18 protein-coding genes are annotated in these 18,475 nt (G+C 67.3%); 7 read left to right on the forward strand and 11 right to left on the reverse strand.

Translation table 11 applies throughout. The annotated features are described in order from the left end of the window. Positions 1-700: 700 nt before the first annotated feature. Genes IH26_RS57585 through IH26_RS57595 form a run of 3 tightly spaced genes read left to right on the forward strand, consistent with a single transcriptional unit; the run spans position 701 to position 2,906 of the window. A complete protein-coding gene (locus tag IH26_RS57585) occupies positions 701-1,858 on the forward strand; it encodes a hypothetical protein (protein WP_169789717.1) in 1,158 nt (385 codons plus the stop codon). Next, the gene (locus IH26_RS64430) at positions 1,819-2,040 is read left to right on the forward strand and encodes a hypothetical protein (protein WP_425394364.1); all 222 of its coding nucleotides are present in this window, start codon (positions 1,819-1,821) and stop codon (positions 2,038-2,040) included. Before IH26_RS57585 ends, IH26_RS64430 begins: the two co-directional genes overlap by 40 nt. Next, complete coding sequence (locus tag IH26_RS57595; protein ID WP_051807547.1) at positions 2,016-2,906, forward strand: DNA primase family protein; 891 nt, start codon at positions 2,016-2,018, stop codon at positions 2,904-2,906. Before IH26_RS64430 ends, IH26_RS57595 begins: the two co-directional genes overlap by 25 nt. A gap of 626 nt (positions 2,907-3,532) precedes the next feature. Here IH26_RS57595 and IH26_RS0104980 read toward each other — a convergent pair. After that, complete coding sequence (locus tag IH26_RS0104980; RefSeq protein WP_030434905.1) at positions 3,533-5,164, reverse strand: glycoside hydrolase family 27 protein; 1,632 nt, start codon at positions 5,162-5,164, stop codon at positions 3,533-3,535. A 614-nt stretch (positions 5,165-5,778) separates the two neighbouring features. Here IH26_RS0104980 and IH26_RS0104990 point away from each other — a divergent pair. From IH26_RS0104990 to IH26_RS0105000, 3 genes are read left to right on the forward strand one after another with little or no spacing between them, the layout of a single operon-like run. Next, complete coding sequence (locus IH26_RS0104990; RefSeq protein WP_030434906.1) at positions 5,779-6,606, forward strand: IS5 family transposase; 828 nt, start codon at positions 5,779-5,781, stop codon at positions 6,604-6,606. Further along, positions 6,603-7,040 carry a hypothetical protein gene (locus IH26_RS0104995; protein WP_030434907.1) on the forward strand — a complete coding sequence of 146 codons (438 nt, stop codon included), beginning with the start codon at positions 6,603-6,605 and terminating at the stop codon, positions 7,038-7,040. The genes IH26_RS0104990 and IH26_RS0104995 overlap by 4 nt, the downstream gene beginning before the upstream one ends. After that, positions 7,024-7,383, forward strand: coding sequence for a hypothetical protein (locus tag IH26_RS0105000; protein WP_030434908.1), 360 nt, complete (start codon positions 7,024-7,026; stop codon positions 7,381-7,383). Before IH26_RS0104995 ends, IH26_RS0105000 begins: the two co-directional genes overlap by 17 nt. A 294-nt stretch (positions 7,384-7,677) precedes the next feature. On the opposite strand, the gene IH26_RS0105005 is transcribed toward IH26_RS0105000, so the two are convergent. The 4 genes from IH26_RS0105005 to IH26_RS0105020 all read right to left on the reverse strand — a co-directional run bounded on the left by IH26_RS0105005 (position 7,678) and on the right by IH26_RS0105020 (position 10,564). Then, positions 7,678-8,298 carry an NADPH-dependent F420 reductase gene (locus IH26_RS0105005; protein WP_030434909.1) on the reverse strand — a complete coding sequence of 207 codons (621 nt, stop codon included), beginning with the start codon at positions 8,296-8,298 and terminating at the stop codon, positions 7,678-7,680. An 80-nt stretch (positions 8,299-8,378) separates the two neighbouring features. Continuing rightward, positions 8,379-9,113 carry an SDR family oxidoreductase gene (locus IH26_RS0105010; protein ID WP_030434910.1) on the reverse strand — a complete coding sequence of 245 codons (735 nt, stop codon included), beginning with the start codon at positions 9,111-9,113 and terminating at the stop codon, positions 8,379-8,381. Positions 9,114-9,332: 219 nt separating this feature from the next. Beyond that, positions 9,333-9,914, reverse strand: a complete 582-nt coding sequence (locus tag IH26_RS0105015) for a YceI family protein (protein ID WP_030434911.1) — start codon at positions 9,912-9,914, stop codon at positions 9,333-9,335. A 35-nt stretch (positions 9,915-9,949) separates the two neighbouring features. Next, positions 9,950-10,564 carry an NADPH-dependent F420 reductase gene (locus IH26_RS0105020; protein ID WP_030434912.1) on the reverse strand — a complete coding sequence of 205 codons (615 nt, stop codon included), beginning with the start codon at positions 10,562-10,564 and terminating at the stop codon, positions 9,950-9,952. An 80-nt stretch (positions 10,565-10,644) separates the two neighbouring features. On the opposite strand from IH26_RS0105020, the gene IH26_RS0105025 reads away from it, so the two are divergent. Continuing rightward, positions 10,645-11,130 carry a MarR family winged helix-turn-helix transcriptional regulator gene (locus IH26_RS0105025; RefSeq protein ID WP_030434913.1) on the forward strand — a complete coding sequence of 162 codons (486 nt, stop codon included), beginning with the start codon at positions 10,645-10,647 and terminating at the stop codon, positions 11,128-11,130. 421 nt (positions 11,131-11,551) lie between these two features. On the opposite strand, the gene IH26_RS0105030 is transcribed toward IH26_RS0105025, so the two are convergent. The 6 genes from IH26_RS0105030 to IH26_RS53170 all read right to left on the reverse strand — a co-directional run bounded on the left by IH26_RS0105030 (position 11,552) and on the right by IH26_RS53170 (position 18,284). Continuing rightward, a complete protein-coding gene (locus IH26_RS0105030; RefSeq protein WP_051807548.1) occupies positions 11,552-11,794 on the reverse strand; it encodes a hypothetical protein in 243 nt (80 codons plus the stop codon). A gap of 149 nt (positions 11,795-11,943) precedes the next feature. Further along, positions 11,944-12,147, reverse strand: coding sequence for a cold-shock protein (locus IH26_RS0105035; RefSeq protein WP_030434915.1), 204 nt, complete (start codon positions 12,145-12,147; stop codon positions 11,944-11,946). 304 nt (positions 12,148-12,451) lie between these two features. Then, on the reverse strand, positions 12,452-12,835 hold the full coding sequence (locus IH26_RS0105040) for a hypothetical protein (protein ID WP_030434916.1): 384 nt from the start codon (positions 12,833-12,835) through the stop codon (positions 12,452-12,454). Between the two features lie 16 nt (positions 12,836-12,851). Continuing rightward, the gene (locus IH26_RS55520; RefSeq protein ID WP_051807549.1) at positions 12,852-13,667 is read right to left on the reverse strand and encodes an FHA domain-containing protein; all 816 of its coding nucleotides are present in this window, start codon (positions 13,665-13,667) and stop codon (positions 12,852-12,854) included. 309 nt (positions 13,668-13,976) lie between these two features. Next, on the reverse strand, positions 13,977-14,342 hold the full coding sequence (locus IH26_RS0105050; protein ID WP_030434918.1) for a hypothetical protein: 366 nt from the start codon (positions 14,340-14,342) through the stop codon (positions 13,977-13,979). Positions 14,343-14,513: 171 nt separating this feature from the next. After that, the gene (locus IH26_RS53170; protein WP_034213781.1) at positions 14,514-18,284 is read right to left on the reverse strand and encodes an nSTAND1 domain-containing NTPase; all 3,771 of its coding nucleotides are present in this window, start codon (positions 18,282-18,284) and stop codon (positions 14,514-14,516) included. Between the last annotated feature and the right edge of the window lie 191 nt (positions 18,285-18,475).

An 18,475-nucleotide genomic window follows, 5' to 3' on the forward strand; every position in this document is an offset into this window, starting at 1 on the left:
CTTCTCCGTGGAGCAGGTCGCGAAACGCTTGAAGGTCTCAGCGCTTTGGCTCGCCGATCAGTGCCGCGACGGCCGCGTTGAGCACGTCCATCTCGCGAGGAAGCGAAAGTTCACGCCGGAACAGGTTCAGAAGCTGCTCGATAGCCACACCGTTCAGCCGGCCAAGGTCGCGGAACGTGAACGTGGCTACGAACGTGCGTTACGACGCGTCCGACGCGAACGAGCCAGGAACGGCCGGTAACCCGCTCGGGTGCACTAAAAATCCGGGGAATTATGGTGCGTGACTCCCACAAGGATTTCTGTGGGGGTCACGTCCTTCCGTGCGCCATTCAGGGCGGGTCTGAGGCCCGAGGCGCTTAGGTCAGGGTATCTCGCAGGGACGACCGCCCGCCACCGTTCGCCGTGGCGGTGGATACTCATGGGGACTGAGTGGAATACATGCCTGACACGTTGGCGGCCGCATACGCCTGGCATGACGCCGGCTGTGCCGTCATTCCTATACGAGCAGACGGAAGCAAAGCACCATTGGTGGCCTGGAAGGCTTACCAGTCTTCGCGCCCAAGCCGAGCGCAGGTGGAGCTGGTTCACCGGTGGCCCGCCTGGGATCGGCGTGATTTGCGGTGCCGTATCTGCGAACCTCGAAATGCCGGAGCTTGACGGGCGCGCGGTTACAGAAGGGCTTGGGCAAACCCTCGTCGACTTGCTGGAGAAGGCCAGACTGTCTGACCTATGGAATCGGATCACGGCGACCGGCTATTGGGAACGGACACCGGCGCGCGGGGTACACATTCTTCACCGGGTCGACGGCACTCCGGTCGACCGCAATCTCAAACTTGCCCGCCGCCCCGCAACCGAGGAAGAACTGCTGCGGGACCCTGCCGACAAAGTCAAGACGCTGGCCGAGACGCGCGGCGAAGGCGGATACACCATCGTCGCGCCTTCGCACGGCACCGTACATGAAAGCCGACAGCCCTGGGTCGCGCTGAGCGACTCGACCCCAGCGCGGATCCCGACCATTTCCGCCGAAGAACGCGCCGCGCTTCTGGACGCTGTCCGAGCACTCGACCAGATGCCAGCGCCTTCACCGCCATCGACGCCTCGACGAATGGCCACGAAATCCGCGGGCCCAGGCGTGACGCCTGGCGATGACTTCGAGCGTCTTACCGACTGGAGTGAGATTCTTGTACCGGCTGGGTGGACTCTGGTGCACGCGTCCGGCCGCACCCGCTACTGGCGCCGGCCAGGAAAGACGTACGGGATTTCCGCGACGACGGGTCGAGCCGACGATCGAGACCGGCTCTTCGTCTTCAGCACCAGCACACTACTGGAATCCGAAACGCCACTCACCAAGTTTCACGTCTTCGCTGTACTGCACCACGGCGGCGACCATGGTGCCGCCGCCCGTGCCTTGCGGCAGGCCGGATATGGCACCGAAGTGCATCCGAACCCGGGCGACAACGAACGAAACGGCGTAACCGACGGCTCCCCCCAACATCAACCGGCAAAGGGACCGGTCACCGTGAGCATGCAGTCCTTGTCACCGCCTGCTGCGTGGGGCCCGACGGAGGATGGGCTCGCTCGCGCGCTGGTTGCCCACCACGGCCATGAACTTCGGTACTGCCCGCAGCGCGGACAGTGGCTGCTGTGGCAGGGCCACCGGTGGGTGTGGGATGACGCCGAGCGGCACCGTGAGTTCGTCCGTGCGCTGGCTCGGCAGTTGCCGACCGCGGGAGGGTGGCGACGGTTCCGGGCGCAGGCGCTGTCCGCCGGCGGTGTGTCGGGCGTCGTAGGCTGGCACGGTCGGACCCTGCTGTGGCTGTGCCGTTCGCGGCGCTGGACGCCCGGCCGTACGAGTTGAATACCCCGGCGGGCGTGGTGGATCTGCGTACCGGCGCCCTTCGCCCGGCGGACCCGGGTCTGCTGCATACCCGGTCCACGGCGGCGGCGCCGGACTTTGAACGCCGCTCCGAGGCTTTGATCAATTCCTGCGCGACACCTTCGGTTACGACACCGACTTGGCGGGTTACGTGCAGCGGCTGATCGGCGTGTCGGCGATCGGCAGCGTGCTGGAGCAGCTGCTGCCGTTCGCGGTGGGGCCGGGCGCGAACGGCAAGTCCACGCTGCTGGAGGCGGCGATGCATGCCCGTGGTCGGGGCGAGGACGGCTACGCGCGGGCCGGGTCATCGGAGATGCTCATGGTCCGCAAACATGCCGAGCACCCCGCCGAGTTAGCCCAGTTGTCCGGCGCGCGCCTGGTGGTATGCGCCGAGTTGGACGACGGCCAGCGGTTCGCGGAGGCCCGGGTGAAGCAGCTGACCGGCCGGGACTCGCTGTCGGCGCGGTTCATGCGCCGAGACTGGTTCACGTTCGAGCCCAGCCACACGCTCTGGCTGCTCGGCAATCACCTTCCCGTTGCCCGAGCTGGTGGGCCGGCGTTCTGGCGACGGCTGCGCGTGCTGCCGTTCAGCCGGATAGTGCCGCCCGAGCGGCAGGACAAGAAGCTTGGCGAACGCCTCGCGCAGGACGCGCCGGCCGTGCTGGCGTGGATCGTCGCCGGCGCGGCCGCCTATCACGAGGGCGGTCTTCGCGAGCCGGCATCGGTCACGGCGGCGACCGCGGCGTACGCCTGGGACCAGGACACCGTAGGGCGTTTCGTCGAGGAGCAATGCCGCCTTGACCCCGGCAATGCGTATGTCCGCACGGCGGTGGGCGTGCTGCGAGAGTCGTATGAGCCGTGGTGCGAGCAGGTTGGCGAGCGGCCGGTGTCGGCGAAGCGGCTGACGCAAGAGCTGCAGGGCCGCTTTGGGGTGGCAGACGCCCGCGGCAGCAAGGGGCAGCGGTTCTACACCGGTATCGCGCTCCTGGAGGGCCAGGACATGCAAGGCACTCTGCCGGTGGAGCCGTGATCACTTGCGCTCGACAGACGAGTGGCTGGGGTGACGGGTGACAGATGTTCCGGGTTTCTCCGGTTGACGGCTATACCCGCGCGGGCGCGTACACGTGGTGCGCGCGCGTGGTCAGTGAACTTCAGATTGAAGGACGAACTGTCACCTGTCACCCGGTGAACTGTCGCCGGTCGCGCGGTGAATTGGCGCGTATCCGACACAATAGGCTTGATGGCCCTCAAAGTAGGCGGTTTCACCTCCAGGATCTTGATCACGATGGTCGCCGTAGGGGCTTTCGCGTACGTCCGGGGTGACATGCGTTGGGATCCGACGATCGAGGGCTGATTGGCGACACGCAGTTCACCGTGGCGGTGACGCCCGAGTTAGTCGCCGGGATCGAGCAGCGGCAGCCCTTGCTTCGGATTGAGCCGGTTGTGACGACTCATGCCAACGGAGATCGCTGCTGGGCAATCAGCTACTGCCGACCGCGGAGATCATCGGTTCGGCAGAGAGTTGGCGCACGGCCGGCGTCTGTACCGAGATCGAGCTGTTGCATTGGCGCTCGGCGGGCTGTCGCTGTTCAGGTGGCGCGTGATCATCGAGCACCGAGTTAGTGGTTCGGCGGTGTGACATGGGTCGGGCGAGGGTCAGCCGATCGTCCACTGCTGGTTGGATCCGCCGTTGCAGGTCCACAGCTCGACCAGCGCACCGTCGGCCGTCGAGGCCCCGGCGACGTCCAGGCAAAGCCCGGACTGCGCGCCAGTCACGGTGCCGTTCGAGTTGAACAGCCACTGCTGGTTCGTCTGCCCGTTACAGGACCAGATGATCACCTTGGTCCCGGCGGTCGTGCCCTTTCCGTTGGCGTCCAGGCACATCTGGCTGCCGCCGGAGTAGACCGACAGCTGATTGCCGGTGGTGTGGGTGAAGGTCTGGTTCGCGGCGCCGGAGCAGGCGTGGATGTCCAGCTGCGTGCCGCCGGTGGTCGAGCTGTTCGGCACATCCAGACACTTGCCCGCGCCGACCGAATGCACGGCGCCGGTGGCGGAGCCGCCGCCTCCGGTGGTGCCGCCGGCGACCCGGAGCATGACTGTGCCGTGGCCGGGAACTGAGGCGCTGATGGTGTTCGTGGTGGTGGAGGTGGCGCCGGACCACAGGTCGGTCAGGGTGTAGCTGCTCGCGCCGGACTTGCCGATCGCGCCGACGGTGGTGGTGATGGTGGCGGTGCCGCTGTTCTCGTTGAACAGCGCGACCGAGACGTCGCCGTTGGCCAGGGGCTTGGCCAGCACGTCCAGGCCGCCGGAGGAGGAGACCTCGGTGCCCTGCTTGCCCAGGGAGTCCTGGTCGACCGCGATGACGTTCTTGTTGGTCAGGATGCTCAACGTGGTGCCGCTCGCGTTGGCGATGTTCGTTCCGGCGATCAGCGGGGCGGCCATCTCCGACCAGAGGGAGAACTCGCTCTGCTGCTCGGTGGTGGTCATACCGTTGCCGATCTCCAGCATGTCCGGGTCGTTCCAGGCGCCGGGGCCGGCGTAGGAGGCCAGGCCCACATTGGAATGGAAGATCGAGAGCATGCTGCCGAAGCTGGCGTTGATGTCGCCGGTGGTGCGCCAGGAGTTCCCGACGGCCGCGCCCCAGGTCCACGGGCTCTGGAAGCCCCAGTCGCACAGGCTGAACAGGATCGGCCGGCCGGTGGCGGCCAGTGCGTCGCGCATCGTGGTGTAGCGGCTCTGGGCGCTGGGGCCGCCGTTACTGGTCTGATTGACGCCGTCGGAGTAGCAGTTGTCGTACTTGAGGTAGTCCACGCCCCAGGAGGCGAAGGAGTTCGCGTCGGTGGTCTCATGCCCCAGGCTGCCGGGATAGCCGGCGCAGGTCATGGTGCCGGCATCCTCGTAGATTCCCAGCTTCAGGCCGAGGGAGTGCACGTAGGCGGCGGTGCCGGAGATCCCGTCGGGGAACTTGGCGGGATCCGGGACCAGGTGCCCGGAGGAGTCCCGGCTGTGGGTGAGCCAGCAGTCGTCGATGTTCACGTACTGGTACCCGGCGGCCTGCATCCCGTTGTTGTGCATCGCCAGCGCTGTGGCCTTGATCAACGACTCCGAGACATTGCAGCCGTACGCATTCCAGTCGTTGAAGCCCATCTGCGGGGTCAGGGCGAGTGAGTTGTTGAGCGCATGTGCAGGCTGCGCGAGTGCCAACGCGAACAGCGGCGCGCTGGCCACGCCGACGGCAAGGGCCAGCGCCGCGCGCCACGGGCGGACGAGGAGGTTTCCCCGGATCATGCAGGTCTCCGATGATCGACTCGGTAGCGGAAGAGCGGTGAGACGACACACTCCGCGCGGAGATCGGGCCGGGCATCGGTGTTCGTCGATGTAGGAAACTCCGTGTTGGAACGGCTGTCAAGAAGTGGTGGAAATTTTCGAAGCGTGATGGAAAATGTTCTGCTACGTCGGCGCGTCAGAGTCGCCGCCATCCTCGCCCGCATGCTTGGGATCCACATCAAGGTCGCCGTCGCCCGGCAGGAAGCATCCGCCGGAGACTGGATGACCTACGCCGCCGACGTCGCCCATCGAGGAACCACTCCGGAGCTCTGAGCCCTGCCCCAACAATCGCCCCACCGGCGAGCAGGCACGTACAGTGACTGCCGCGCTGGCCAGCGAGCGATGACAGCGGCAAATACGGATGTCGACCCATCGACTCCTTGACATGCGGCACGCCTTGCTCTTCGGCATGCTCTTACCATGCCGAGCGCTCAGAGGGTTATAAGCACGCCTATGACCGCTTCGGGGACTGAGTAGGTTATTGCGGTATTTCGGGGCAGTACGTCATCGCTCGATGTCGTGAACGTTGCGGACGGGGCTGATACGCGGGTCCGGGTGGTGCGTAGGGCCTGGTCATGGAGCGTAGGGCGTACTCGACTGATCTCACCGATCCGCAGTGGGCGTTGATCGATCCGGTCTTGCGGGCGTGGAAGGCGCGGCGTCCGTCCCCGTCGGGGCATGAGGGCCGGTACGAGATGCGGGAGATCGTCAACGCGCTGTTCTACCAGAACCGGACCGGTTGTCAGTGGCAGTTGCTGCCGCATGACCTGCCGCCGTGGTCGGCGGTCTGTTACTACTTCCGCCTGTGGCGCGACGACGGCACCGACCAGGTGATCCATGATCTGCTGCGGTGCCGGGTCCGGGAGAAGGCCGGCCGGGCCGAGGATCCGTCCGCGGTCGCGCTGGACACCCAGTCGGTCCGGGCGGCGAACCACGTCCCGGCCGCCACAACGGGAAAAGAAGCCGCGAAACGGGTGCCTGGGCGCAAGCGGGGCCTGGCGGTGGACGCGCTCGGGCTGATCATCGCGGTGGTGGTGATGGCTGCCTCGGCGACCGACAACCAGATCGGTGTCCGCCTGATCGACCGGGTCCTGGCGCACACCCCGACGGTGACCAAAGCCTGGGTGGATGCGGGGTTCAAGGACCACGTCGCGATCCACGGCGCGATCAACGGGATCGACGTCGAGCAGGTCCTGCGCTCCGAGGGCGCGGCGGGGTTCGTGCCGGTCGCGAAACGGTGGATCGTGGAGCAGGTCAACGGCACGCTGATGCTGCACCGCCGACTCGTGCGTGAGTACGAGATCCGCGAAACGTCCAGCGAGTCACGCACATGGTGGGCGGGCACCGCGAACCTGGTCCGCCGGCTGACCGGCACCACCACGCCGAGCTGGCGTTCGACGTGAACCCGGCACCGATCCTGGACGTGATCACCGCCCGCGAGGCCGTCGCGGGCGTCGCCGCCGACCAGCTCCGCGAGCAGATCAGCACACTCGCCGAGCAGTTGACCGCGCTGGAGACCGAACTGGCCGAGCTGGCGACCACCCGCACCACCCTGCTGCGGCTGACCGGTCACCCCGGCTGCGACGGTCCGAGCGCCGACACCACGCCGGGCAACCCCACCTACCAGCAGATCCTCGCCGTGTTCGCCGCCGGGCAGCCGCTGCGCTCCAAGGACATCTGCCGCGCTCTCGGCGTCGAGGTCACCGCCAACCACACCGAAAGCCTGCGCGCCAAGCTCAAGCGCCTGGTCAACCGCGGCGTGCTCACCGAGGACCAACCCGGCCTGTTCACGCTCGCCCCGAGCACAGCCGGCCCCGCCGATGCCGCCGTCGCGTAACGACATCCGTAACGACATCCCCGCGGCGCGGGCGGCGACCTGCCCCACCTGCCGGCAACCGTTCACCCCGATCCGCCGCCAGCGGTACTGCACTCCCGCCTGCCGGCAGGCCGCCTGGCGCGCCCGCCACCCGCCACCGGCGCCCGAGCCTGCCGTCGCTGCGCCGGTCACCAGCCGGCGGGCGATCACCGTCTACCAATGCCCGCACTGCGACACCCGCTACCTCGCCCAGCAGTGGTGCCACGACTGCACCACCCCGTGCACCCGCCTCGACCTCGGCGGCCTCTGCCCCCACTGCGACGAACCCGTCGCGATCAGCGACATCATCGGGCAACCTCGATAACTTCCCGCGGCACCGAAAGCCTCCGAAACTATCTCAATCTACGGAAAGGGCATAAGCGCACTTATAGCCCTCTCATTCAGTCGTGTGGCCAGCCACGACGAGATGGCGTCGCCGATCTGCTCGACGACGCCTTGGCCGATGCCGGAAGTGAGCAGTCCGTGGCAGTCGAAGTTGATTGCCTGCACGTCGGATGACGCGGGGGCTGCCCGGCATCTCGGGCAGGCGGGTCCGGCCTGCCCGAGATGGTCGCCGGTTGCCAGTGCGCGGCGCTGACGCTGCAAGCCGGGGGTGTTCTCAGCCCGAGACGTTGATGCCGATGCTGATGTTGAATCCTGCGCCATGGTTGGCCACGCCCATCAGCAGTGGACCTGCGGACTCCAGCCAGTGCGCCATCGCGAGGTCGCCGGCATCCAGCGGGCGTAGTCCGAGGCTCTCGATGAATGTCGATACGCTCGCCTTGGCGTTGGCGTCGTCGCCGGCGATGAACACGTCCAGCGGTCCGCCCTGGGCCAGGACGTGGCCGAAGACGGTGTTGAACGCCTTCACGACGTGCGCGCTTGCCGGAACGGCCTTGGCGATCTCCTGTGCCCCGGAGGTGCCTTCCGGGGTGATCAGCGCGGTGGCGTCGGCGTTGAAGGTGTTCGAGATGTCGATGACGACTTTACTGGCCAGGGCGTCCCCGTACTGGGTGACGACCTGCGTGGCACTGGCGTAAGGCACGGCGAGGATGACGAGGTCGCCGGCCGGGGCCGTTCCGAATGTCCCGGCCGTTGCGCCGCCGCCGAGCGCGGCGGCCAGGTCCTTGGCCTTGGCCGCGTCGCGGCCGATGACCTCGACGGCGTTGCCGCCCTCGACCGCGCGGGTGGCTATGGCGCGGGCCATGCCTCCGAGTCCGATCAAGCTGACGTTACTCATGGAAGTCCTCACTTTCGGTGGTCTGGGTTGAACCTTTCCGTTGTCGAGGCAGGCGGGGTCGATTGCCCAGCCGCTGAGCGTCAGATGTGACTGAATCCGCCGTCGACGACCAGGTTTGCGCCGGTGATGAAGCTGGCGTCCGGGGAGGCGAAGAACAGCGCGGCGGCCGCGATCTCCTCGCTGGTGCCCAGCCGTCCCAGGGGGATGAGGGAGGTGATCTGCTCCCGGAATTCGGGCGTGACGGTGCTGAAGAGCGCGGTGTCGATCGAGCCGGGGCTGATGACGTTCACCCGGATGCCGCGGTCCTTCAGCTCCGCCGTCCAGGTGCGCGCGAGTGAGCGAACGGCCGCCTTGCTGGCCGAGTACACCCCGGCGCCGGGGATGCCCTTGGTCGCGCTGGTCGTGCCGTTCAGGATGATCGACGCACCGTCGCTCATCAATGGCAGCAGGCCCTGAACAGTGAACACGGTGCCTCGAAAGTTGACTCCGACGATCGCGTCGAACGAATCCGGGGTGATGCTGCCCAGTGGGTCGGACACCGAGCCGAGGCCGGCACTGGCGAACAGAACGTCAACGCGTCCGCGCTGCTCCCGCACGGTCTCGGCTAGACGGGCGAGGTCGTCCAGATTTCCTGAGTCCGCCTGCACGCCCGTTACATCGTGGCCGATGGCGGCGACTGCCTCGTCCAGTTTTTCTTTGTGCCGTCCGGTGATGAACACATGGGCGCCTTCGGCCACGAACAGCTTGGCCGTTGCTAGCGCCATCCCGGACGTGGCTCCGGTGATCACTGCGATCTTGCCATCCAGTTTGGGCATGGTGATCTCGCCTTTTTGCCGGCCCCACGGCCGATCGGTATGCGGCTCCGTCCGTGAGAACACCTCAGGCCGAAGCAGATGACCCGCTCTCGACGAAGCGGACCTCCGGGGTATGCGCGGCCAGCGGGCAGCGCTGAACGGGGTCCTGAGTTGCCACGGGCGCCTGGTACGGCTTACCGCTGGATAGGAAACGTTCGCGCTGTTCAGGACGACGTCCGGTCATGGCTGGCGGATGGCTTCGCCCTCGATCTCGATCTTGATCTTCTTGCTGACTCCGAGGCCACCCGTCTCGAGGATCATGTTCCAGGTCAGGCCCCACTCTTCACGGTCGACCTCGGCGGTGGCGCTGAACCCGAACACGTCCTGGCCGTACGGGCTCACGGTGGCGCCCTCGAATTCGACCTTGAGCTCGACCGGCTTGGTGACGTCCTTGATGGTCAGCTCGCCGTCCAGGACGAACTCGCCGTTGTCCCACGACCTCAAGCTGGTGCTGCGGAAATTCATCTCGGGATACTTCTCGGACTCGAAGAAGTCACCGCTTCGCAGGTGATTGTCGCGGTCGGTGGAGCTGGTGTTGACGGTCGCGGTCTGGATCGACGCGGTGACCGACGACTGCAGGGGGTCCTCTCCAACTACGATCGTGGCCTCGGCGGTCTCGAAGTGCCCCCGCACCTTGGCGACCATCATGTGTCGCGCTACGAAGCCGACGCGCTTGTGGTGGGCGTCGAGTGTGTAGGTGCCGGCGGCCGGGATCTGCAGACCCTGGTACTCACGAGGCCCCAGGGCAACGGAATCGGTCATGAGGATTCTCCTAAGCAACTTGGATTTGAACGGGTTCAGGAGGCGAGTTTCACCAGGTGCTGGCCCACGAGGGGGCCACCGCCTACCTGCATGAGGCGCCCGGTGCGCAGATCGCCGATGTCGATGGGGGCGAAGCCCATCGACTCGACGAACGCGGAAACGGTCGCTTTGGCTTCGGCATCGTCGCCCGCGAGGACGACGACAAGGTTGCCGTCGGCCCGCCGGGGGTCCTGTACGACGATCCTGGAGAAGAGCGTGTTGAACGCCTTGACGACCCGCGCGCCGGGCATCAGGGCGGCGTTGCGTTCGCTGCCCGTCTGGTCACCCAGGTCGATGGCTACGCCCGGCGCCTTCCACTGGTTGGTCGCGTCGATGACGATCCGCCCATCCCATGCCGGAAAACCCCCTACGGCGTCGGGAACCTGGTGCCAACGCACTGCGAGGACGGCCAAGTCGGCTTGGGCCGCGTCGGCAACCGTGCCCGCCGAGGCCAGGGGTCCCAAGCGCTCGACCAGCAGGGCGAGAGATGCCGGACCGCGGCTGTTACTCAGGACAACGCGGTGCCCCGCCGCCGCGGCGCGCCGCGCGACCGCCTGAGCAACATTTCCAGCGCCGATCGTTCCCACAGTGAAACTGCTGCCTCGGGCCATGGTCTACGCTCCCCGCTAGATGTTGATGCATCAACCTAACCCGATTTGGGTGATGCGTCAACCTATGAGATGATGGCCACATGGCTGCCCAACCGCGATGGCTCGACGCCCGCGAGGACCGTGCCTGGCGGGTCTACAAGCACGCCCAGGAACAGCTCGATTCGCGCCTTCGCCGACAACTCCTGCAGGATTCCGGGCTGTCGGAGGCTGAGTTCAGAATTCTGGCGATGCTCTCGGAGCACCCGACCGGCCGGGTCCCCGCGGGGGAGTTGTGCAGTTCGATGGGGTGGGAGAAAAGCCGGCTCTCACATCTGACCCGGCGAATGCAGGAGCAGGGCCTCATCGCCCGCGAGCCCAACCCCACCGACGCCCGCAGCTCTCTCATCGTTCTCCTGGCCCTCGGCCGCAAGACCATCGAGGACGCTGCCCCGCAACACGTTCAGCAGGTCCGCCAAGACTTCATCGACGTGTTCACGCCCGGTGAGCTCGACCTCATCGGCGACCTGTTCGAGCGGCTGTTGCACCACTTCGCGGAAGAGCCCGACGGCGCGCTCGACGAAGCGTGAAGCTTCAAATCCCCGCTTCAACCCGGCAGCAGTGCGCCGAGCTCGTCTCGCTCCTGACCGACATGATCGTCAGCTGGCGCCAGGAGCAGTACCTCGAGCGGGTCCGCGCTGCGGCAGCGCGGGAAGACGCTAACCGACCAGAGGAACCACCAGGTCACGGCCTTGCGCCATGATCGAAGAGTTCGTATGCCGTAACCTCAGCTCCACGAGACGGTAGGCGGTCTGTGTTCGCGGAAAGCGCGGACCGGGCCGCCTCGTCATGTCTGCTCAGGGGGCCGAGCCCACTGAAACCCCACGGTACGGTGGTTGCGCTTGGTGCGGTGGGAGGCAGACATTCGCGCTGGCGTGCGATGTCGTCTGGGGCGTGCCACCCCACCCGTGGCGCGCCACGCCGCAGCTACGGTTGGGTCGAACGGGGCAGTCAGGTCCGGTCGAGTAGCTTGCGCATGCCGGTGACGGCGACCGTCCCCACCCGGTCGTAGGACAGTTCCAATTGAAGCCCCTCGACGGCGTTGCGCAGGTCCGTCGTGACCTCGTCCGGACGGAACGTGCCGCCCCAGCCGTTGAGTCCTCCGCGATGGGTGGTGCTGAGGGAGGCCATGCCGGATATGCACGCGCCGTCGACCAGGATCAGTCTCGCCGGGCCTGAATAGGTCGTCGTCATAGCCTGTCCTTCGGGGCGTAGCGCCGTGTACCCACGGTTCCGGCCTTGATACGAGTATGCGGACGATCTTCATGGTGCCGCGGTAGGGCCGTGAGACGCCGAACGGCGGCCCGCTGAACCAGTCGGGGCCGCCGTTCGCAGTGCGTGGGTCAGAGCGGACGAATGTTCTCCGCCTGCGGGCCCTTCTGGCCCTGAGCGACGTCGAACTCGACCTTCTGATTCTCCTCGAGGCTGCGGTAGCCGCTCGTCGAGATCTGGGAGAAGTGGGCGAAGACGTCGGCGCCGCCGCCGTCCGGGGTGATGAAGCCGAACCCCTTGTCGGCGTTGAACCACTTCACGACACCTGTGGTCATGTCTGCTCCTTCGCAGGTCTTCCGAGACCGCACCGCGCGGACCCAGACGCTGCCGCGTTGATCACCCGCGCCGAAAACGACACGAAAAACGAAAAGCGCCTGTACGGGTTCAGATAACCCATCAGGCGCCGGATAACGTCTACGGAAATCAAAACTGCAACCCGATCAAAGTAGCACACAGCCCGGCGCCGGCCCCACAAACGCGTCACCCGCCTGCCCGCCACGTTGCCTTCGATGACGCCAGCGACCCCCACCTTCGTGAAGTTGGGGGAATCCCGCCACCGGAGGGCGGGGCCACGGCGCGCTATCGCGGCAGCATCATGGAAACGTGCGCCGCGGCGGGGCCGAGCCAGGTCGCCAGCCAGCGCAGCGGGCCCACCAGCGACGCACCCGCCGCGGCCAGCGAACCCGCGCTGGCCAGCATGCGGGTCAGCCGCTCCAGCGCCCGCGCGCCGCGCGCTCGGTCCGGTTCCGGCCCGGCGCTCACGGCGGCCTCGATTTCGTCCACTGCGGCCCGCGCGGCGGTGGCTTGGGTCGGGGACAGCGGCTGCCGGGCCAGGGCGGCGCGCAGCTCGCTGAGGGCCTGGTCGGCGGGGCCAGTGTGCATCTGCTGGCCGCCGTAGATGTTCTGGTTGCCGGCGACGTTGTTGAAGATGCCGCCCGACTGGTTGCCGATGTTGAAGGTCATGGCCGTATCCAGATAACTAGTGGGGAAATGGCACGGGGTAGTCGCGGTCGACCCGCTTGCGCCGCGACGCCGCCACAATGTGCAGGACGATGCCGATCACGATCAGGAAGGAGCCGATGGCGGCGAGCGCCCAGCCGACCAAACCGGCGGGGAAGCCGCCGATGTCCCCGCCGAACGGTGAGACGGTGCTGGGCTCCGCGCCGGTCTGGACCGAGTCTGCGATCGCGGAGAGGAATCTCAGCACGCCGGAGGCGAACATCGCCCCGCCCGCCACGGTGAGCACGACGCCGAGCCAGATCAGCCAGCGTGCCTTCGTCCTGGTCGCGGCGACGTGGCGGAGGAAGCTCTCGCGCTGCTGAAGGATGTACTGGTCCCGGCCGACGTTGTGAAAGACGCCGTCGCGCTGGTAGCCGATGTCGAAGCTGACTGGCGACGGCGACGGTGGTGGTGGTGGTGGTGGCGTTGTGGAGCCGGGCCAGGCATCGGGCAAAGACTCGACCGCAGGACCGGACCGCGGCTCGACCGCGGCGAACCGCAACTCGACGTCGGCGAAGCGGACGATGTCGCCGTGCCGGAGTTCCGTCGGGCCGGCGGCGGCCACGCCGTTCACGAACGTCCCGCCCGACGAGCCCAGGTCCTGGACGTAGACGGCGTGGCCGTGCCGTTGCAGGCGGGCGTGGGTACGGCTCACGAACGGATCGTCGAACCGGATGTCGCAGCCGTCGCCTCGCCCGACGAGCAGGGTGTCCCGGCTGACCTCGATGCGGCGGCCACGCTCGGTGTCGGGCACGAGCACGACGAGCTGCGGGACGCCGCTGATCGTCGGATGCATGATCCCTCCCCACGGCGACCACACGTGATGTTCCTACTACCTAGCGTGTTAGCACCGCGGTGAGATCAAAGGGATCCAACGTCAGCCTTACGACTCGGCGGCCCGACCCTCTTGAAACGGCCGTCCTCCGCTCGACGGCGTCCATGTCCAGCTCTGGGCGCCCTGCACCACGTGTTGCCGGACTGCCAGAGGGCGGCCGCCCTGGGCGCGTGGCAAGGCTGGCTCGCGCGCGGCTGCCGAAAAGTACTCAGGGCGGCAATCAGCGCTGGCGCCCGGCGGTCGGCTGGGCGCCAGCGTTCTGGTTCTTGGTCAGTAGCTGCAGACGTCGACGCCGGGGATCCAGTCGGTGTAGCCGGTGTAGACGTAGTAGTCCGCGACGTAGCCCTCGCCGCCGCTGTAGGAGATGTAGTCCCAGACGGCGTCGCCGTAGATGTTTTGGCCGCTGTGCTGGCAGACGATGTGCACGGCGGTGCCGGCGGGGACGTACTTGATGAACGTGCAGCTCTGGCTGGGTTGTGCGGCCTTCGTCGGGTGGTAGCAGTCGCGCAGGCTGACGGCGCTGTTGCCGATGTTGGCGGACTGCCAGCTGGCCATGGCCGGCGCCGCGTTCATCACCAGAGCGGCGCTGATCCCTGCGGTGGTCAGTCCGACCGCTGCCGCTACGCGCTTGGTCACGCTGCGCGGCTTTGTCGGGGTTGGCTGAGTGTTCACGGGGGCTCCCTTGCTAGTCGGATCTGGCCCGTCCAGCACACGGTCTGGGCGCCTCCGGCGGGAAGACGCCGGGGCTGTTCCGGCCGGACTCCGGACGCGTCGCAGGGGGCGCCGGACGTTGTCCGGACATCGTGTTCAGGGGCAAGGCGGCTGGTAGTCCCGGCCAGGGACGTACTTGGCCCATTCGGCGCGGGTCATCGGCTCGCCGGAGGTGGTGCAGATGAGCGCGGCCGCCTGGGCGGGGTCGGTGTGCCAGAGCCATACCGTGTCGTTGGCGCCGCCGGCGGCGAGCATGTCGCTGCCGGGTCGGAATGCTGCCGTGTAGAGGCTGCCGGTGGGCAAGGTCAGTTCTGCGTCGAGAGTCGGGGTGTCGCGGTGGGCCGTGTTCCAGAGCCACATCGTGCCGTCGGTTGCGGCGGCGGCCAGCAGGGAGCCGTCGTCGTTGAAGGTGACCGCGTACACGTAGTCGGTGGGGCCGCTGAGGGGCGCCGCAACAGGCCGGGGTCGCGCCGGGTGACTGATGTCGTAGAGCCGTACGGTGCTGTCGGCCAGGCTGACAGCAAGGGTCCGGCCATCGGGACTGAACGCGACCGAGTACACATAGTGCTCTCCGGGCTTGAGCGGCGGCCCGGTCAAGCTTGGCTGGGCCGGGTCGGCGACGTTCCAGATGCGTACGGTCTCGTCGGAGCTGGCGGCAGCCAGGAGCTCGCCGCTCGGGCTGAACACGACCGAGAGAACATCGGCGGTGAATCCTGAGAGCGTTGCGGCGAGGTGCGGCGCGGACTGCTCGCGGACGTCCCAGAGGCGTACGGTGTGGTCGCGTGAGGCTGTGGCGAGGGTGCGTCCGTCGGGGCTGAACGTCAGGTACTCGATCTGTTGGCCGGGGTGGGCGGGGAGCGCTGGTCCGAGTGTTCGGGGATGGGCTGGGTCGGCGATGTTCCACAGCTGCAGCCCGCCCGATTTGCCGAAGGCGGACGCCATGGTGCGGTTGTCCGGAGTGAAGGCGACCGAGGAGGCGAAGCCGTCCTGGTTGGTCAGGGGCGGGCCGTATTGTTTTGGGCGTTCCGGGTCGACGAGGTTCCAGAGGCGTGCGTCGCCGCTACCCACGGCCAGGGTGCGGCCGGTGGGGTCGAAGACGGTGGAGCTGACCGTGTAGGGCAGCGCCAGTGTCGGACCTGGGAACGGCCAGAGTCGAGCCATGCCGTCGTTGGCACCGGTGACGACGGTCGTCTCGTCGGGCGTGAACCGGACGGACGTGACGGGCGCCGGATGCGGCAGGGTCGCCACGACGGTGCGGCTGGCGATGTCGATGACACGCACGCCCACGGCGGCGTCGGAGCTGGCGACGGCGAGGAAGACGCTGCTTGGGCTGAACGCGACCGCGTTGATCCAGCTGGTGGCGCCCGTGATCGGTGGTCCGGCGGGCTGTGGGTGACGTGGATCGGCGACGTTCCACAGGTACGCGGAGTAATCGGCGCTGCCGGCTGCCAACCATCGTCCGTCGGGACTGAAGGTCAGCTGCCCGATCGCTTTGGTCGGCCCGGTCGGGCTTGCGATCCGGGCAGGCCGCGCCGGGTCTCCGATGTCCCAGATACTGACTTTGCCGCGGGCGTCGCCGACCGCCAGGTATCGGTTGCCGTCGCGGATGCTCAGTGACTTCGCGGCTCCGCCATCCACGTGGATTGCTGCCCCGAAGGTAGTGAGGGCACCCCCGGGGGCGACACGCCACAGCCGGATGGTGCCGTCCGCGCAGGCTGTGCCCATCAGTCGGCCATCTGGGCTGAACACGACGGAGTAGACCGTGCCGCCCAGCCCGGTGAGCGCTGGCAAGGGCTTGGGCGTGGCCGCGACGTGGGTGTCCCAGAGCAGGACGGTGGCGTCGGCGGTGGAGGCAACCAGCAGATCGCCGCTGGGTCCGAAGGCAACCGCATAGACCTTGCCTGCCGCGCCTGCCGGCATCTGGGCGAGCAGGGTGGGGTGTCCTTGATTGCGGATGTCCCACAGCTTCACCGCGGTGTCCGCGCCCGCTGCCACGATGGTGCCGTTCGGGTGGACTGCTGTGGCGTAGAGGATTCCGGCACTGCCGCGGATCCGCGTGGCTGGGCGCATAGCCGACGCGTCGAGCAGGCTGGCGCGGGCCTCATCGGTCGGCGAGATCCGGTACGCCACCAGCGACAGTTGCCGGGCCAGAGAGACATCGCGGTCGCGCAGTCGGTCGGCCCGTACCGCGGTCTCCCGGGAGAGCGCCAGATCCCGTTCGGTCCGCGCGTCGTTGCGCTGGTGGTACGCGACAAAACCTAGTGTCACCGCGAGGACGAAGAGGGCGGCGAGGGCGGCCACGGCCTGATAGAGAATCCTTTGTCGGCCGCGCTCGTGGCGTCGGCCGGCGTCGAGGAAGTCATGGCTGACCGATGACACCTCGCCGCTGTGCAGGTCCGCCCAGTCTCGGGCGGCGGCGAGCAGGGTGCCACGGTACAGCCGGGCGTTGTCACGGCCGGCGTCATCCCAGGCGACCGCGGCCGCGTCGAGCTGCTGCCCGAGCAAGAGGGCGCCCCGGTCGGCATCGATCCACTTTCGCAGTCGAGGCCAAGCGCCGATCAGCGCCTCGTGAGTGATCTCAACCGTATCGACGTCGACGGTAACCAAACGCTGCGAGATGAACGCGCTCAGCACTTCCTCGAGTTCCGTGTCGGTGTCGAACAGTAGGTCTTGCAGCTTCACGCGGCGGCGAGTCTCGGGGGCTTCCGGATTGAGCTGTACAAGTCGCAGGAGCAGGCGCTGGGCCACACGCTGCCGGGCGGCATCGAGGCCGACGTAAATGGTTTCAGCACTGGCTGCGACTGCTCCTTCGATCCTCCCGACCTGCAGATAGTTGGCGGTGGTCAGTGCGGTCTGCCCCTTGGTCCAGGTCTCGTGCAGGGCGTGCGACAGCAGCGGAAGCACGCCGGCCTCGTGCACGGTCGTGCCTCTGCCGGGCGCGATCTCACGGATCAGAAGCTCCACCAGGCCGGGTTCTATCTCGATGCCGGCCTTTGCCGCGGGTTCGGTGATCACCTCCCGTAGTTCGCCGGCGGTCATCGGTTCGATCGTCACCTGGGACGGGCCTAGCGCCGCGCGGAGCGCATCGTGCCGCAGCGCGTGGCCGTAGAAGTCGGCTCGTAGGCTGAGGACTACCACCGCGCTGTTGCGCGCGGCCGCCGCCAGCGCTGCGACGAGTTCCTCTTGGTCGGCGCTGCCGGTGAACGTCTGCTCGAACTGGTCGAAGATCACCACGGGTGCGGCTGGCCGCATTCTGGCGTTGTCGAGAAAGCGCTCGACCTCGGCCGGTGAGTCGTCCGTCGGCGTGGTGATCAGGATTGGCCAGTCCGCGCTGCCGGATCGGTCGCCGCCGCGCAATGCTGGTACAACTCCGGCGAGCAGCAGCGATGATTTACCCGAGCCCGACGCTCCGACCACGACGAGCAGTCCGCCACGCTGATCGTGCAGGGTCTCGACTCGGTCGAGCAACTCTTTCACGACGGCCGCGCGGCCGAAGTACCAGTCGGCGTCGGCGGTCCCGAAGCTGAAGAGCCCTCGGTACGGCTGGATGTCGCTGGGCCGGTTCTCGTCAGCGTTCACCTTGATCCGACAGCGGGCTGTCCACCAACGCCGGATGTCCGTCTCGCCGAGGCCGAACTCCTTGAGCATCTGTTCAAAGGCCGCTCTCAGCAAACTGGACGGCAGCGTTCCCTTGAACCAATCACCCAGCGTGCTCTTGCCGATGTCGTACGTCTTGAGCAGACCGACGAGATCTCTGACCGAGAGGCCGGCCGCCTTACGTAAGGTGCTCAGCGCGGCGCCGAACTCCGCTCGGTTACGCAGGCGATCAGGATCGGGACGATTCCCGGCTTGCGGCGATTCGGTCACGCGACGGCTCCAATCGAGGGAGTAGCCGGTTCTACCAAGCAGTCCGATCCTCACATCGTCCGGTGTCCGGCACCTGTCCGGAAACCGTCCGGAGCTGGCACCGCCGCTTCCGGCACAGGATCTGATCAGGCAATGCTTATGTTGGCGAGATCATCCGACGCCGAACTCACCGATCGATTCAGCAAAGAACC

It is taken from the genome of Actinoplanes subtropicus, assembly GCF_000721705.1.
Lineage (GTDB): Bacteria > Actinomycetota > Actinomycetes > Mycobacteriales > Micromonosporaceae > Actinoplanes > Actinoplanes subtropicus.

Excerpts from the sequence above, each read along its gene's own strand:
- IH26_RS0105015 (WP_030434911.1), bottom strand. The coding sequence starts at position 9,914 with ATGACCGATTCCGTTGCCCTGGGGCCTCGTGAGTACCAGGGTCTGCAG.
- IH26_RS0105025 (WP_030434913.1), top strand. The coding sequence starts at position 10,645 with ATGGCTGCCCAACCGCGATGGCTCGACGCCCGCGAGGACCGTGCCTGG.
- IH26_RS0105030 (WP_051807548.1), bottom strand. The coding sequence starts at position 11,794 with ATGACGACGACCTATTCAGGCCCGGCGAGACTGATCCTGGTCGACGGC.
- IH26_RS0105005 (WP_030434909.1), bottom strand. The coding sequence starts at position 8,298 with ATGAGTAACGTCAGCTTGATCGGACTCGGAGGCATGGCCCGCGCCATA.
- IH26_RS0105020 (WP_030434912.1), bottom strand. The coding sequence starts at position 10,564 with ATGGCCCGAGGCAGCAGTTTCACTGTGGGAACGATCGGCGCTGGAAAT.
- IH26_RS0105040 (WP_030434916.1), bottom strand. The coding sequence starts at position 12,835 with ATGACCTTCAACATCGGCAACCAGTCGGGCGGCATCTTCAACAACGTC.
- IH26_RS0104990 (WP_030434906.1), top strand. The coding sequence starts at position 5,779 with ATGGAGCGTAGGGCGTACTCGACTGATCTCACCGATCCGCAGTGGGCG.
- IH26_RS0105010 (WP_030434910.1), bottom strand. The coding sequence starts at position 9,113 with ATGCCCAAACTGGATGGCAAGATCGCAGTGATCACCGGAGCCACGTCC.
- IH26_RS0104980 (WP_030434905.1), bottom strand. The coding sequence starts at position 5,164 with ATGATCCGGGGAAACCTCCTCGTCCGCCCGTGGCGCGCGGCGCTGGCC.
- IH26_RS55520 (WP_051807549.1), bottom strand. The coding sequence starts at position 13,667 with ATGCATCCGACGATCAGCGGCGTCCCGCAGCTCGTCGTGCTCGTGCCC.
- IH26_RS0105035 (WP_030434915.1), bottom strand. The coding sequence starts at position 12,147 with ATGACCACAGGTGTCGTGAAGTGGTTCAACGCCGACAAGGGGTTCGGC.
- IH26_RS0105000 (WP_030434908.1), top strand. The coding sequence starts at position 7,024 with ATGCCGCCGTCGCGTAACGACATCCGTAACGACATCCCCGCGGCGCGG.